This is a genomic window from Psychrobacter sp. SWN149 (genome assembly GCF_015864565.1).
Lineage (GTDB): Bacteria > Pseudomonadota > Gammaproteobacteria > Pseudomonadales > Moraxellaceae > Psychrobacter.
The window spans coordinates 70,722-87,607 of record NZ_JADYWX010000002.1 but is presented as its reverse complement, the minus strand read 5'-3'; the positions used below and the strand labels follow the sequence as shown (position 1 = coordinate 87,607).

The 16,886-nt window shown below is 39.2% G+C and carries 13 protein-coding genes; 1 reads left to right on the top strand and 12 read right to left on the bottom strand.

Going from position 1 to position 16,886, the window contains the following annotated elements; translation table 11 throughout:
• Window positions 1-9: 9 nt before the first annotated feature.
• From I6E86_RS03145 to I6E86_RS03090, 12 genes are all read right to left on the bottom strand, one after another.
• Window positions 10-621 (bottom strand): sugar transferase, encoded by a 612-nt coding sequence (locus tag I6E86_RS03145; RefSeq protein ID WP_197175183.1) that lies wholly within the window; start codon window positions 619-621, stop codon window positions 10-12.
• Window positions 622-1,752 carry a glycosyltransferase family 4 protein gene (locus I6E86_RS03140; RefSeq protein WP_197175181.1) on the bottom strand — a complete coding sequence of 377 codons (1,131 nt, stop codon included), beginning with the start codon at window positions 1,750-1,752 and terminating at the stop codon, window positions 622-624.
• Window positions 1,749-2,861: a hypothetical protein gene (locus I6E86_RS03135; protein WP_320158516.1), complete on the bottom strand. Its 1,113-nt coding sequence runs from the start codon at window positions 2,859-2,861 to the stop codon at window positions 1,749-1,751. The genes I6E86_RS03140 and I6E86_RS03135 overlap by 4 nt, the downstream gene beginning before the upstream one ends.
• Entirely contained in the window at window positions 2,848-3,924 is a 1,077-nt protein-coding gene (locus tag I6E86_RS03130) for a glycosyltransferase (RefSeq protein WP_197175179.1), read from the bottom strand. Before I6E86_RS03130 ends, I6E86_RS03135 begins: the two co-directional genes overlap by 14 nt.
• Before the next feature lie 63 nt (window positions 3,925-3,987).
• Window positions 3,988-5,055, bottom strand: coding sequence for a glycosyltransferase family 4 protein (locus I6E86_RS03125; RefSeq protein ID WP_227680512.1), 1,068 nt, complete (start codon window positions 5,053-5,055; stop codon window positions 3,988-3,990).
• A 184-nt stretch (window positions 5,056-5,239) separates the two neighbouring features.
• Window positions 5,240-6,310, bottom strand: a complete 1,071-nt coding sequence (locus I6E86_RS03120) for a glycosyltransferase family 4 protein (protein WP_197175176.1) — start codon at window positions 6,308-6,310, stop codon at window positions 5,240-5,242.
• 1 nt (window position 6,311) lies between these two features.
• Complete coding sequence (locus tag I6E86_RS03115) at window positions 6,312-7,382, bottom strand: glycosyltransferase family 2 protein (RefSeq protein WP_197175174.1); 1,071 nt, start codon at window positions 7,380-7,382, stop codon at window positions 6,312-6,314.
• A 115-nt stretch (window positions 7,383-7,497) separates the two neighbouring features.
• Window positions 7,498-9,180, bottom strand: coding sequence for an ABC transporter ATP-binding protein (locus tag I6E86_RS03110; RefSeq protein WP_265090672.1), 1,683 nt, complete (start codon window positions 9,178-9,180; stop codon window positions 7,498-7,500).
• 181 nt (window positions 9,181-9,361) lie between these two features.
• Window positions 9,362-11,359 (bottom strand): polysaccharide biosynthesis protein, encoded by a 1,998-nt coding sequence (locus I6E86_RS03105; RefSeq protein WP_197175170.1) that lies wholly within the window; start codon window positions 11,357-11,359, stop codon window positions 9,362-9,364.
• A 53-nt stretch (window positions 11,360-11,412) separates the two neighbouring features.
• Window positions 11,413-13,674, bottom strand: a complete 2,262-nt coding sequence (locus I6E86_RS03100) for a polysaccharide biosynthesis tyrosine autokinase (RefSeq protein WP_227680511.1) — start codon at window positions 13,672-13,674, stop codon at window positions 11,413-11,415.
• 31 nt (window positions 13,675-13,705) lie between these two features.
• Complete coding sequence (locus I6E86_RS03095) at window positions 13,706-14,182, bottom strand: low molecular weight protein-tyrosine-phosphatase (RefSeq protein ID WP_197175158.1); 477 nt, start codon at window positions 14,180-14,182, stop codon at window positions 13,706-13,708.
• A gap of 25 nt (window positions 14,183-14,207) precedes the next feature.
• Complete coding sequence (locus I6E86_RS03090) at window positions 14,208-15,230, bottom strand: polysaccharide biosynthesis/export family protein (RefSeq protein WP_227680510.1); 1,023 nt, start codon at window positions 15,228-15,230, stop codon at window positions 14,208-14,210.
• A gap of 652 nt (window positions 15,231-15,882) precedes the next feature.
• On the opposite strand from I6E86_RS03090, the gene rluB reads away from it, so the two are divergent.
• A complete protein-coding gene (gene rluB / locus I6E86_RS03085) occupies window positions 15,883-16,830 on the top strand; it encodes a 23S rRNA pseudouridine(2605) synthase RluB (RefSeq protein WP_194362818.1) in 948 nt (315 codons plus the stop codon).
• Window positions 16,831-16,886: the final 56 nt, after the last annotated feature.

The following is a 16,886-nucleotide window of genomic DNA, read 5'->3' as shown; positions in this document are numbered from 1 at the left end:
TATTCCTCATCAAAGCGTATTGTGATCAACGCTATTACCGGTGAATTTACTCATGGTCGCTTCCCCATCAGCACTAATACCATCTTTGACGATGACTTTTTTCACCGTCTTACATAAAATTTTTATATCTAGCCACAATGATTGGTTATCCACATACCAAGTATCAAGCGCAAACCGCTCATCCCATCCAATAGAATTACGGCCATTCACTTGTGCGTAGCCAGTAATGCCTGGACGGACACTATGCCGATAAGCTTGCTCAGCACTATATAATGGTAAATATTCCATCAGTAGCGGTCTTGGGCCCACCAGACTCATATCTCCCTTAATCACATTCCATAGCTCAGGCAGCTCATCTAGGCTAGTATTACGCAGTGCCTTACCAAAGGATGTCAGACGTTCACTGTCCTCTAATAGATTGCCATTTGTATCTACACTATCCTTCATTGAGCGAAATTTTATCATCTCAAACGGTTTGCCATATAAACCGGGACGTCTCTGACGGAATAAGACTGGCGACCCCAGATTCTTACTCACTTTATAAGCGGTCACAGCATATACAGGAGACAGCACTACTAGAGCAGCAGTCGCGCCGACGATATCGAATAGTCGTTTTATCATTTATAAACCCAACATATTTAGTAATCGTTTATTGACTTTATCGGCATCAAATTTTTCTTGCGCTATCTTATAACTTTCAATACCCATCTTCTCGATTTGTTCGGGATGCTCTATAAAATAAATCATCTTTTCAGCCAAGGCTTGTGGATTCCATTTCTCGACTAAAAAACCGTTAACACTATCAACGACTGTCTCACGACAGCCAGGTACGTCAGTGGTTATAACAGCCCTTCCAATAGCCATTGCTTCCTGAGTGCTACGTGGCACACCTTCACGATAAGACGGCAATACAAATACATGATGACTGGCAATCCAATCTTTTACATTATCAACTTGGCCGGGGTAATTGACGATTTTTGATGCAATCAGCTCATCTAGCTCTGACCTTTGCAATGCGCCCAAGTTAGATACATCTATTTCCCCTAAAATAGTGAAATAGGCCTCAGGATATGTTTTCTTTACTATTTTTATCGCTGAAATAAAGTCATGAATGCCTTTCTCCTTTAATAGGCGTCCAATAAATAAAAATTTAATAGGCTTTTGAATATTCACTACAGGCTGATACTCGTAATGACTCAAACTCAAACCAATGCCGCCTAGAATCTCTACCTGCTTTGCTCGTATGTTGTACTTCTTCAACAAATCATTAGGATCATCAGCATTTAAAAATATGAGCGTGTCTATCTGAGGCAGAACTGCTTTATATAGCAGAATTTGAATCGCTTTGATAACTTTCACTTTTTTGCTCAGGCCTTCGGGTTGGTCTGTAAAACAATACCCTAACCCCTCAAGCATACCTACCACTTGCGGCACTTTTGCCATTTTTGCTGCTAATGTTCCAAAGATGACTGGTTTAGAAAAGTAAGAGAACACAATATCTGGCGCAATATTTTCAATTACTTTAGATAAGTGATACGTAATTTTGATATCAGACAAAGGGTTCAGACCCCCTCGACTCAAACGATAGGTCACTGGTATAGCACCTAACATCTCTATCTTCTTTAACTCTGCTTGAGTATATTCAGACGTGAATGCATAGACAGTATGCTGTTGCTTGACCAACGCTTTGATGAGATCGGCACGAAAACCATAGAGACTATAAGCAATGGTGCCTAAAATAATTATTTTCATCTATTAATTCCCTCTCGTTTATTAGAGGATAGCTTTCTCAAAGAACTACTTTTAAGTCTTAAAATATAGAAGAAACTGATATATATGGCTAAATAATTATATATCCTCAAACGAACTGCTGTCCCTAAGTTATCATTTCCAATCAACCAGACACTGCCATAAAGTACAAAGAATACAATAAGAAAGCGTACAAAGCTGTCTGCAAATTTTATGTTTTTTAATACATATACAAGCATAAAAAAGAATGGAATGGTTTCAAGTATGAACAGTACAAGTGCCAATGGATTGGTAATATACAAACCTAACATTTGTCCCAAAAAGCTGATGATAAAGTTAGGTATAAATAATAGAGGGTTAGAGAAGCTTAGACCTAGAGTTGAACCACCTTCTGACGCCTCAAACCCAGATCTATATTCAGTGAGTAAGTCTAAAATACCTACATAGTTGGCTATAAACAGAAGTAAAAAGTATAAAAAACCCAAATAGACAACTCTACTTTTTGTAAATCTTATTTTGAAAAACAGAAGACTGAGTAAATAAGCATAGCCTAAATAAATTCTAATCTCTATCAAGAAAAACCCAATTGCAACAGACAATAAAAAATATAAAGACGAAATTAATAGGCTATTACTTTTCAAAAACCCCTTTACTGTCAGACAGCCTGCTAAAAAGCAAAACGCCATAAATACATCACGAAAAATATCTGTCGAAAAAAAGAATATGGTTGGATGAATCAAGCAAACTAGCAAGGAATACAAATAATACTTCTGATTTTTGTTAAACGTCAGACCTGAAAGCCTAACCACCATCATCGGAACAGCTATCAGGCTTAAGAAAAACAAAAGGTAAGTAGTCACGTCACGCGAATATAAACCAATATCATTCAACCATCTTAATAATATTGGCCAAATATTTACTGCCGTATCTGTAAGGCCTTCAGCATAAGAGTTGTAATAATTGGCATCACTACCACCTCCTAAGTTTATGACTAAAATGCCATATTCCATTAAAACAAAAGCAATGATCTTAAAAAAAAACACAGTCGTAACTAATAAAAAAATAGTGGGATTAGAAAATCGTTCGAAGAAGTGCTGATTATTTCTCATCATATACCTTCATCCATTCGTCTGAAACAATCTCTATATCAAACTTATTTTTGGCATGTTGCCGTCCCAGTATGTTCTTTTTTTCAATGAGCAAAGTGTCTGCGATAGCCTTTGCCAAAGCTTTAGGTTGTCTAATAGGTACAATGCTGCCATAACCATCTAATATCTCATGTGCACCGCTAACATCAGTGGAAACAACGTTAGCTTGGCAAGCGAGCGCTTCAATCAATACGGTTGGGAGACCTTCATAATCAGAGGATAAAACGAAAACATCACAAGCGCACATCAATGTCGATATGTCATGCCTTCGTCCTAATAAGATAACGTTTTTATCTAACTCTAACGCTACAATCAGCCTTTCAATTTCTGACCTTAGCTCACCATCACCTGCAATGAGTAGTACAAAAGGAATAGAGCTGAAGTCTTTTAAAGACTTGATGGACATTAGCAAATTAGAGTAGTTTTTTGCTTCATTGAAACTACCTACTGCTAAAATGAGCTTACTACTTTCATCTAACTCCAACTCATCTTGTATCTCACTTTTTGCCTGCAAACGATAACTGAAGTCATCAAAATTCACGCCATTGTATATGGTTTGCATGCTGCCTTTAGGTACTGCGTGTTTTGATTCGAAAGCTGCAACTGCCGTATTACTCACATTGGTACTTATATTAGCTAAAGGGTTGGTCAGCCGATAGGCCAGCATACGTAGTGCGCCGCCTTCGTTACTACTATGCGCTGTTGATATCAATTTATTTATGGGTGTCACTAGTTTGACCAAGCGCGTTAAAATGTTCGCATGTACCATATGCGAGTGCACAACATCAGGCTGATAACCTTTAATGCTTTTTGATAGCAATACATACGCTATAGGTAGCGACATTGTATTGGTTAAGCCAATTTTGATTAACTCAATATCTTTACATATTGGTCTGGTGAGTGCCTGACCTACAAAATAGATGATTTTGACTTGATGTCCTCGTTTGACCATCTCATCTGCTAAGTCGCAAACAACTCGTTCAGCGCCTCCTTGCCCTAGACCAGTGATGATATATAGTATTTTCATGGTTAGCCTATGACAGATTAATTAATAAAAATTCATTGAAATGGATTTTTTATAAAATTTATTTTAACTCTCAATCAGTTTAATCCACTGTTTTATTATTTTTTCTGGTTGATAAAAACCAGATTTCTCTTTAGCTTTTGACCCAATTAACTTCCGACCTTGCTTGTCTTTCATGGACTCAATTAAAGACAAAGATAACTGTTCTATATCATTCTTAGGTACCAATATAGATCCTGTACCTTCTAACACTTCTGCAGGTCCTGTATCACAATCAAAACTGACTATCGGCAAACCAAAAGCTAACGCTTCAATTAACACCATACCAAAACCTTCAAAGCGAGAACTTAAGCAAAAAATTTCAGCGTCTTTATAATACTGACTAATATCAGAGGTGCGGCCTACCAATTCCACACTATCTACCAAGTGGTTTTCTGCAATAAAATCTGTGAGTTTTTGTCTCTCCTCTCCCTCTCCGACTATAACCAACTTCCAGTCTGGCAGCGCTCTATTAACTTGTATCCAAGCCTCAAGTAACATATCAAACCCTTTAATATGGGTTAGACTACCTACTGATAATACTATTTTCGTATTTTTTTCCTTATCGAAATACTGAGGTGGAAATGGGCAGTAATTAGCGATGGCTATGATTTGTGATTTATGCTGTGTGCCATTTAGCCAATGCTGTTTGTCTTTTTCAGTTAACGTGACAACGGAATCACAGTATCGGGCCGCCAATTGGCGAGCAAATCTTCTTTGGGGCTTATCTATATTATTACTAAAGCCAAAATGTTCCCAACATATATGCTTTACTGGCAGCCCTAGCACAGCGAGCAAAGTAAACTGAATGCATAAAGTGTCCACTACAATTAATGTATCAATGCATTCTTTTTTTAGTAACTTTCTTAGCTTATAAATAGTATTTGGAATACGGCATAACTTACATTTTGGAAAGCTCATTAAAGACAGCAACTTAACTTTTTTATTAATAGGGAAAAAAGGCATATCGCCATCAGCTATGCTCACTAGCAATACCTCATATCCGACCTCAGACAACCCATTAGCTAGCATAGATCCTACTCGCTCTGTGCCTCCCGAGTTATTGACGCTACTTGTTAATATTAAAATTTTCAAATTACACGTCCTTTATTTTTATAGAAAAAAGACTCGGTGGTATATAAAAATCCAATATAACTAGAATCACATCAACACTGCTAAATATATTTATTAAAAATATAACCATTTTTTTAGAATTGATTAAAAACTATAACGTCACTACTAATATATATCAAATTTAAAATATTAGCATAACTTAATTTTACCTTTCCAATAATTCAATCCACTGATTTATTATATTCTCTGGCTGATAATTCTCGCACTTCTCTTTAGCTTTTAAACTGATTGATTCTCGAGCTGACTCATTCTTCATCAAATCAATTAAAGATGAAGCAAGCTGGCTTATATTGCTTCTAGGCACTAGGATAGAACCTGTATCTTCTAATATCTCTGCAGGTCCTGTATCACAGTCAAAACTCACAACAGGCAAACCAAACGCCAATGTTTCAAGCAAAACCATAGGAAAACCTTCAAAGCGAGAGCTCAAGCAAAATATATCGGCTTTTTCATAATACTTGCTCACATCAGACGTACGTCCTACCAAATCAACACTGTCTACCAAGTTATGATCGTTGATAAAACTTGTTAGCTTTTTCCTATCTTCGCCTTCACCAACAATGACCAGCTTCCAATTTGGCATAGTGCTATTTACTTGAACCCAAGCTTCGAGCAATAAATCAAATCCTTTTACTTTTGTGAGCTCGCCAACAGTCAAGACTGTATTGCTGCCATTTATTTTGCTATCGGTTTGAGGTGGAAAAGGACAAGGATTAGCTATCGCTATTATTTGTGATTTATGCGATGTACCTCTTAACCAATACTGCTTATCCCTCTCTGTCAAAGTAACCACGGCATCACAGTATCGCGCTGCTAACTGACGTCCCACTCTTCTACTATATCGCCCTAAATCATTATTAAAGTTAAAATGTTCCCAGCAGATATGCTCTATATCTAGCCCAAATAATGCAGGCACTGTAAATAGGCATGAGTTGCTATCCACAACAATAACTCTATCTATCTGGTGTTCTTTGATAAATTTACGTATCTTCCAAATCGTGGGTAGGAAATTCTTTTTAAAAGATATTTTCTGGGGATATAGCGAGTAAGTTTGAATACTTTTATTTAAAGTAAAAAAAGGCTCGTTACCATCTACCAAGCTTAATATTGAAACATCATAATTTTTTTCAACCAATTCATTGGCTACCACACTAGTCACTCTTTCTGTGCCGCCAGAATTATTAAGATTACCTGCAATAAAGCATATTTTTTTCATGCTATGCATCCTGATAAGTTATATCTTTTTCATTGCTAAACGAAAGATATTTGAAAGCATTACGGATTAGTTTACGAGTAGGTTTAAATATTTTATGCAGAATTATTCGGATCAATCTTAGAAAAGGTAAGGATATATAGTTAGGTACTAGAGTTAAGAATAAAACTGTAATACTTCGGTAATTAAAGACCTGCTCATAATCATTTTCTCGCATTGAGCTCTCGACTATTTTTACCTTACTCAATGCAGAAGCTAAGAATTTATCATCGATATAAAGAAGATTATAAAAGTTAAAATCTATAAGGCGCCTTGACAATACATTTTTCAATTCATCTCGTCTGTAACGCTTTACAAGTGCGATTATCTCTAGTTCCAGCGTAAAAGCATCTAATAACTTTCGACCATTTTTGCTACTCAGTGCACTAATAGACTGACTATGCTTTCGATATAAATACATTTTTTTTGGTAAATAATATCTATTTTTTACCTCAAGACCTAAATGCCAATGAAAAGGTCCATCCTCATAATAAAACCCTACTGGGAAACGGATATTCGAATGTTTTAACACACTGAATCGAATAAAATTTGCCCAACAATAATGGTCAAGATTAAAATACTCATTTCCTTGTTTATAGCTTATTAGTTCTAAATCAGATGGAGAGCAAGGCTGCTTTACAGTTTCAGGAGTGTCACTAAATTGTGCATGGCCATACGTGATTAAATCTGCTTTGGTTGTTGTCGCACAATCGACACAGGTCTTCACTAAGCTTAAATCTATGATGTCATCAGAATCGACAAACATTATGTATACACCGGTAGCCAAATCAATCCCCTTATTACGGGTAGCTGACAGTCCTAGATTTTTGACGTTTTTAATGAATTTGATGCGCCTGTCTTTTAGATAAGGTTGCAACACCTGTATAGAATGGTCAGTTGAGCAATCCTCTACTACGATTATTTCAAGGTTCTGATACGTTTGCATTTTAATAGAGTTCAAACACTCATCAAGATACAGCGCAACGTTGTAGACAGGTACAATGATACTGACTAATGGGCTCTCAAATGCGGTCATGATTGGCACCTCACGCATAAATTTTCTAAAAGTTAAAAACCTATGATCCCTGCCTGTTACTGCTAAAAACTTTGTGAAGCGATATGAATCTTCTCATACGCTTATAATGCGTTCATTATGAGAACTCAGCCATTTTTTTAAACATGGGATTGTTATCTATAAGCTGTTGGTACGTCCCTTGCTCCACTATTCTGCCTTGCTTCATGAGATAAATGACATCGCAGTTTTTTACTGTTTTCAATCGGTGAGCTATCATTACGATGGTTTTTTGTCCACTGAGCTCTTCAATAGCATCCATTATGACTTTTTCAGTAATACCGTCTAAAGCACTCGTTGCTTCATCAAACACCAACACATCAGCTTGATTGTATAGTGCTCTGGCTATACCAATACGCTGTCGCTGACCTCCTGATAGTTGAACCCCTCGTTCCCCAACTTTCGTGTCTAAACCTTCAGTCAAGCTCTCAACCAGCGACTCAAGGTGAGCAAGCTTAACCGCTTGTTTGACTTGTGCTAAATCAATATCATCATGGCATATGCCAAAAGCGACGTTTTCAGTGATACTGCCTTCACTCAAAAATATACTTTGCGGTACGAATCCTATGTATTGCTGCCAAGCTTTTCTATTTTGTTTGTCAATAATAATGTTATCAAGCATCAACTCTCCTGTATTCGGTGAAATAAGACCGAGTAGCAAATCGATGGCTGTAGACTTGCCTGATCCCGACTCACCGACAAAACCCACTGTAGAGTTGACAGGTATATTGATATTGATATTGTCCAGTGCTGGCATAATTTTATTAGGGTATGTAAAGCTGACTCTATTCAGTCGTATATTCTTAATCTTTGATAGATCAATTGCTCGATTGTCTAATATATCTGAAGTATCACTTTGCTCATCTTCTATGACTAATGAAGCCAGTAAGTCTTCTTTTATAGAATCAAAAGCCGCGGTATTACCTCTAATCGTAGCAACACTATGATATATCTGCTGCAAAGCTGGTAATAACTTAAACCCTGCAAGAGCATAGACGGTCAATACAGGCAAAACTTGACTTAAATTGCCGTCACGCGTCGTCAATAAAACTAAGACCAGACCAATCATTGCACCAAAAGCCAATAGCTCCATTAAATAGCGAGGCGCTTGACTCAATGCCGTATTCACGCCTTGAGCGCGAGCAAATAACTTTCCACTTGTCTCAAACTGATGAACAAAATCATGTCTACGATTGTAAAGTAGTACATCTTTGATACCCCCGAAACCTTCATTCATCAGCCTAAACCGATCTGTTGAGGTAGTAGAGACATACTCTCCGTAGAGGGCAATACGCTTGCGGATTACTCTATATATGATGACGTAGCCGCTAGCAAATAATACAACCCCTACGGTTGCTATCAGCGGGTTATAAATAAAGATGCTAATCGAGATAAATACGGCTAATACCAAGCGAGCATTCATTTGTATAAATGGCAAAATAATAAAGTTTGTCACTCTTAATGCTTCAGTTGCAATTTGCTTGGTTAATTGAGCACTACTTCCACTAGCATGAAAAAGCCAATCTTTTCGCAAATAATAATGATATAAACGATCGCTAATCTCTGTACCAACAGAATAAGCAAATAAAGACAAACGCCATGTGGTAATCATCGATAGGACAGAGGCCAAACCCAGCATCATTAGTACAAACAGACCCGTTATAAACAAGAAGTCTGTGTGCGTACTAACACCACTGGCTACATATATACTATTAAGAAACGCATTGGTTTCAAGCAGCTGCATGTCAGCAACTAAAGCCATAAAAGGACCTATAGAAGCGATTCCTAACAGCTCCATAAATGCCATGAACACCATCATGATCTGCAAAGACAAATAGCGTCGACGCTGATCTATGGTTAACAAGGCAAATAATTCTTTGGCTAGTCGCAGCATACTTTATAACCACTCTATTGGTTTACTTACGTCAATTTTTCTTAAAATGTTAACTAACCACACCCATGGGTTCTACATCTGCCTTTTCAATTTCGGTATCATCTCCTTCCTGATACCCCTCTACAAAAAACCTAAACTGTGTTTTTAGCCATGCCACATCTTGGTTTTTAGCTCTTTCTACAAACTCAAACAGTATTTTTTCGATATCAGCCAAAGGAAAACTGTGCTCCATCGCTTGCATGATTAACGGATGAAAGGTAGCTTCGATATTGTCTTCTCCAATGATCAGCTCTTCATAAAGCTTTTCACCCGGTCTCAGTCCAGTAAAGATAATTTCAATATCACCATTCGGATTACTGTTATCTTTTAGCTCACAACCTGTCAGACGAATCATGCGCTTGGCCAGATCAATAATTTTGACCGGTGCACCCATATCTAGTACAAATACCTCACCACCAAATGCCATTGCACCTGCTTGGATAACGAGGCTTGCGGCTTCTGGTATCGTCATAAAGTAGCGGGTAATCTCTGGATGAGTAATGGTAATAGGACCACCCTGCTCAATTTGTTTGGTAAAAAGTGGCACAACAGACCCTGATGATCCCAAAACATTGCCAAAACGCACCATGCTAAAGCAAGTATGGCTATTGCTCTGACTCAGACCCTGACAGACCAGTTCGGCCAAGCGTTTGGATGCACCCATGACATTGGTAGGCCTTACGGCTTTGTCAGTAGAAATCAAGACAAACGTTTCAACACGTGCTTGTATCGCCGCACGAGCACAGTGATAAGTACCTTTGGTATTGTTGATTGCCCCTTCAAACGGATTAGACTCGACAATAGGAACATGCTTGTATGCCGCCGCGTGATAAATGGTTTTTATATGGTTATTTTTGAATATATAAGCCAATTTTTTTTCGTTGCTCACGCTTCCAATGATACTGATGATGTCAATATCTTGGTATTCTATATGCTCTATTTTTTGATTTCTAAGCTCTTGGTCTATGGTATACAGCGCATATTCAGACTGCTCATACAGTACCAAACAGGCTGGTTTATTTTTCATGATCTGTCGACACAGCTCGCTACCAATAGAGCCACCTGCTCCTGTCACCAGGACGCTTTTACCTGTGATATTTTTTTGTAGTAGCTCTTCTACCGGCTCCACGGCGTCTCGTTCTAGGACATCTAATATATCTACTGGCCGTATATGGCTCACGGTTACTTGCTCATCAGCCAGCTCTCGTAGGCTTGGTAAGTCTTTTATCTTGATAGAGATACCTGACAGACTGTCCATGATTTGTTTTTTGCGCGCACGGCCCATAGAGGGCATTGCCAAGATCACTTGTGAGACATTGAGCTGGGCAATCAATAGCGGTAGCGCATGATCAGCATATATTTTTTTGCCATGCAAGTAAGCACCCGTCAGCTGATGATTGTCATCGATATATGCCACTACATTGTATTTATGCGTGTATCTCAAACTCTCTGTTAACTCTCTACCCGCTTCCCCCGCACCATAAATAATCACGTTTTCACAGCATTTTTCTGAATTAGCGGTTTCATCCAATCTCTGTGAACGTGTCAATAGCGCCCTTATCATCAATCTGCTGTTCCATAACCAAATAAAAAATATGAATAAAAATATGATCGGTGCAGAGCGTGGCATCGATGGTAACGGATTCAGATAAATAATGAATTGGTAAACGATAATGAGTAATAGAAATAGCTGTAGCACACGTCCCATAGCTGCATCAAAAAACCCTCTAGAAGCCCCTCTATAAAACCCAATCAAGTAAAGACTTATGACAGGAATGAAAGCATACAAAGTCAATAACGTAGGGCTAATATGATGAGCAATATAACCTTGACGTAATATCAATGCTAAAAATAAGCAAGATATCGATAACATAAAATCAATGCCAAATAAGATGGCACATTTGACAAATCGTGGTAGCGACAATAAATACAGAGCCGTACGCTTCATCCATCGATCGAAATCGTGAGATGTTTGATAAGCATTGTCAGACTCTGTCTTTATCAACATAAGACTCACCTATTTAAGTTATATTGCTTATGGAAGATACCGCCGCCACTCTATTACTGGTTATGCCCATAAGCATAATGGTAATGATAGCTATACTTATTTATAATGCTTTGCTGTACATCATTGAGAATAATGCCATCTACTTTTACATTGGCTTTGCCCATCTGTTTGATGGCATAGACCAGTTGTCCTTCTACTGAATGATTGAATTTAGTCACTAGGAGTACCTTGTCTGCATGTTGTCCCAATACCATGGCATCTGAAGCCGCTAGTATCGGCGGCGCATCAATGACAATATAGTCATACTGCTTTTTCAATGTTGCCATCAGATGAGTAAAATTTTCTCCTGTCAGTAATGAGGTGGGGTTATGTGACTGCCGTCCTCGCGATATAAAATCAATATGCTTCATACCAGTCGACTGGATAAAGCTTTCGAGATTCAATTTAGAGATATCACTATCAACCTGAGGTTCACTCACTGGAATAAGGCTGCTTTCATCCTGTAGTAAATAATCGGCCAGACCTTCATCCTGGCTCATACCAAACATCTTATGCAACTCTCCTAAACGCATGTCTCCATCAATGACCAAAATCTTTTTATTGAGCTGAGAAAACACCTCTGCTAGATTGGCCGTGATAAAAGATTTGCCAACACCCGGTCTTTCTCCAGTGATCAGTATGACTTTGGCAGACTGCCCAACTACGGCCCCTGTTGGCATCCCAAAGATAAGATTTGTTCTTAAACTCTTAATTGCTTCGTAACTTAAACCGTTGTGATCCACATGGGCAAGCATGCGATCGGTGATTTTTTTGTTTTTACCAAGCTTAGATATTGAGGGTGAACGTGGAATCGTCGCAATGACAGGTATCCCTGTTTTGGACTCCAGATGTTCTGGATCTTTTACCACATTTCGAATGAGATTTTTGAGTAGAACTAATATCACCCCAAGCATCGTACCTATGAGCATGGTCAATATAATGATCTGAAATTTATTCGGTGCGATGGCATCAAAGGTGCTGGTTGGTCTATCCAGAATGCGTGCATAACCAATTTGACCAGCTTCAACGATTTTCATTTGCTCATAGTTTTTGAGCATGGTCAGATAGATCTCTCTGTTCAGGGCGGTATCTTCTGATAACTTCAAAAATTCTCGCTGAATCTCAGGCAAGCCAACAACAGTATTGTCTATCGTTTGTGTCCGATTATTTAGAACTTTGAGCTGCTCATTTATCTGAATGACCATTGGATGTTCTTCGGTATAATAGGTGGTCAGATCTGCTTTTTTTAGTTTAAGGTCATTGAGTTGCTCACCAATTCGAGACTTTTCATTCAATAGCAGTTCTGCCTCTTTGCCCACATCGATGGTGCCGTATTTTTTGCGGAAATTATTAAATAATGTTTCAGAGGTCGCAAGCTTTTCTTTTAATGCGGGAATTTGCGTTTCCATAAAAGCAAGCGTTTTAGTGGTCTCTTCAGAGCCACGGGATTGGTTTTGATCCACGTAAGACTGGACTATCTGATCGAGTATGGTGGTGACTTGCTGCTGGTTCGTACCTATCATAGACAATTGGATAATGCTGGTTTGCTCCCCTCGTTCATCAACAGACAATGCGCTATTGATAGCATCTGTTGTGGTTTTTAAGGTTTGCTTGGTAATATTGATAGGATAGCCATCACTCGGCAGTTCAGTCACAGTGATATTAATTTGACCGTCCGATCCTTTAAACTGATTCGGCTGACTCAGTTGACCTTTAAACTCATCAAGGCCATTGCTCAAGACAAATCCTGTTGCAGATTTTTCTAGCGTAAAGGCTTGATTCAGATACTCAGGTGATACATCAAATTGATCAATCTGTACTACACCATTGCTAGTATTAAGTGATACACCCTCAGGCGTATTTATCTGACTATCGATGCGATTGTTCTTTATTCTATCGATGTATCCAATATTGGCATCGGTCAGCCGAATACGTAAGTGCAATAAATCAACCACAGGCTCTAGGATCATGCGAGAACGTATGAGCTCGGCTTCGGTCTCCGTTTTACTCGTTTCCTCTTTGACCAAACCCGAGATATTCTCGCCAAGCGCTTCTACGCCCTGCGTATTCTCCTCAATCTGTATCAGTGCATCTGCCTTAAAGGTCGGATTGACGTAACGGATATACAAAAATCCTATCAAAAATCCTAGTGCTGCCATAAGCACGATAATTTTCCAACCACGCAACAAAACCAAAACCATAGCCATTAAGTCGATGTTGTCATTGTCTTTTTCGCCCGTAGGCATTGATAGGTCTTTTGAATCCATATTATTCATAACCATATACTCATTATTCAATGTTGATCGATTAATAGCATTCGCTTAGCGTCCAATTTTTGACTGACGGTGCGTCACTAATTTTGTCATTCCATTGCTCAAGGCTATCGACAATGTCTTGTTTGCTGCCCGCAAATATTGCCGCATCCAACTGATAAGGATCGATGATATCTTTATCTAACCAGTGACCGATTCGAAACGTTTTGCCTCGGCAGTACGGCCATCGACTCTCTATCCACTTAGTTTGCTCAATTGACATCGTTAAAATTAAATCGGCATTTTTAACCAACACCTCACTAATTTGCTTTGTCACATGTGAGCTTATGTTTATATTGTGAGTGGCCATTAATTCAATCGCCACCTTATCTGCAGAGTGTCCTATTAGTGCTGATAACCCAGCAGAGTCGATGTGCTTTTCTAAATAACGCTCTGTCAATAGCGCAGCTGCCATTGGGCTACGGCAGATATTGCCGATGCAAACAACCAAGATATTATCAAATGCGCCCATCATTCATGCCTTTTATAGTTGACGCCTACAGTCCCGAGATTACGTTGATTGCAGAGGTTGAAGGCAGTATTGCGCTAATAATACGATTCCAGCGTGCCAAACCTGTTGGGTCGACGTAGAGGATGTCATTGGCTTGCATATCAAAACGGCTGGCCAATGCCAAACTTGTGAGGCTCTGCATATCGACATAATAAATATTGGTATATTGGTACTGCGGGTCATCCCGAACGATGTATACCTTGGCCGCATTGGCTGTATTGGAATTCAATCCATTTGATTCGCCTAGCACATGCGCTAAGCTCAGTCCTTGCTCAGGAATCGCGACTGGCTCAATCTTGCCAAACTCCCCGAGTACATAGACTTTATTACGGCTTTGGCTATTAACATGGATAGCATCGCCATCTCGTAGATATATCTGATTGGCGGATAGGCCCATTTTCTGCAAAGACTGAATACCTAATTGATAGCTACTACCTTGACGATTAAGCACAATATTATTTGAATCTCCAGACTCACTCGTCCCACCAGCCATAGAGATAGCCCCATATACTGAGATCGGCATATCTGCAATAGCAAACTCTCCGGACTGCTTCACTGCCCCATCTACAAAAAACTTGCTGCCACGATAATTGATAATTTTGACCTGAGGGTCTGAGTATTTAAGATAACGCTGAAGCTTACTTTGTAGCGCGGCGGTAAATTGTGGCACGCTCATCCCACTGGCTTGAATACGTCCTATCAGTGGGAACTGTACAAATCCCTGTTGATCAACGGTTAAGCTAGCAGTAGAGGCATTGATGTCTGGATAGTTGGTGAGGATAATATTGAGTATGTCCCCTTTTGCGATGCCATAGCTGACTCGCCCAGAGGTTTTTATTAGGTTATAGAGGTCTTGAGTCGGAGCGGCTGCCACTGTGCGTGGTAACGTTGCCAAACTTAAAGGCTGAATATGAAACTGTAAACCATTCTCCGCTGTAAAAGTGCCAGATTCAGGTAAAGCTCCTGACTGAAGTCCTGAAGTTATCGTGCAACCTGTAAGCAATCCCATAATAAATAAGCAATTTATGCTCATTACTAAAAGACGTCTGTGTACAAAAATGAAATATTTATAAACCATAACAGTTACTCATATTTATATTTGTGAATCAAAGCAGCACACTATGTTGCACTAAATACATTCATAAAAATGAATCTATACATCAAATATACACCCAAACTATGAGCAACGCAATATTTATAAATCCATATATAACAGATCGTGAATTGTATACACAGATACCTTGTATCCTTTTATTTTCAATGGTTTTAATATCAGATAAAAAATGATTTATCATAAAAAATTGATCACATACTGCGCTGTTTAAGTATTCATATCATTCTGTAGAGGTTAATAAGCAGCCGATAAATAAAAATTCTTCAACAGATATTTGTTTACAAAACTGACCTTAATTAGACATTTTATTGTAATTATTCGTTAAAAATAAATGCGCTAGAATGCGCTGGAAAACAACTTATTAATACGCCTTTTACCTACTGCAATTCACTGAACTAGACTTTTATCAATTAGTAGTCATCTTGCTATAAATACTCATGACTATAAGCTATTGGTTTACGTGCTAAAGTCGTCAAAATAGCGTAGAATAGTCAATCCAATTTTTTTACATTGAGAAATGTAAACCCACCGACTCAAGGTTATGATTATGAAAGACGAAAAATTACAGAAAGCCCTCGCCCGTATGGGACTTGGTTCACGCCGTCAGATGGAAGAAGTCATCAAAGCCGGCCGCGTCACCGTAAATAACGGCCCAGCAACCATCGGTGATCGTGTTGAGCAAGGCGATGAGATTCGCGTTGATGGCCGTCAGATAAAATACACCTCTGAAAACGAGAAGCGTCGCCGTGTTATCGCTTACTACAAGCCTGAAGGCGAAGTCTGCTCTGCTAAAGATCCAGAAGGTCGTCCAACCGTTTTTGAGCGCTTGCCAAAGCTGACTCATGATCGCTGGGTCATGGTCGGACGCTTAGATATTAACTCAACTGGCCTATTGTTATTCACCAACGATGGTGAAATGGCGCATCGCTTGATGCATCCCTCTGGTGAAGTCACTCGTGAATATGCGGTACGTGTATTGGGTGAAGTGACACCTGAGATTGCCCGTGCATTAACGGCTGGCGTCATGCTAGAAGATGGCCTTGCAAAGTTTGAAGATATCAAAGACGGTGGCGGTGAAGGCGTCAATAAGTGGTATCACGTCCAGCTAAAAGAAGGCCGTAACCGTGAAGTACGTCGCTTGTTTGAATCACAAGGCCTAAAAGTAAGCCGTCTACTGCGCACGCGCTATGGTACGATTGCCCTACCAAAAGAGCTACGTACTGGTCGTTTCTTAGAACTCGACAGAAAAGACATCAATACCTTGACCGATCTTGTGAGCTTGCGTCCTCGTTATGGTACGGGTCTGCATGGCGCAGCAAAAGAGAAGCAAGAACGTATTAGAAGCAAGCCGCTTAAAGCACGTCGCGCGACTGATAGTCGTAGCGATAGCCGCAGTGGTAGCGACAATCGCAACAGCAGCGCAAAACCTAAGAGCAGTGCTAGCCCTGCCAGTCGTGGTACGCGTAATACCCGTGACCGCAACGACAAGCGTTAAGTGATACCAAACCCAAAAAGTACGATTAGCTGTGTCAAACTCGTTTAGTCTACAAT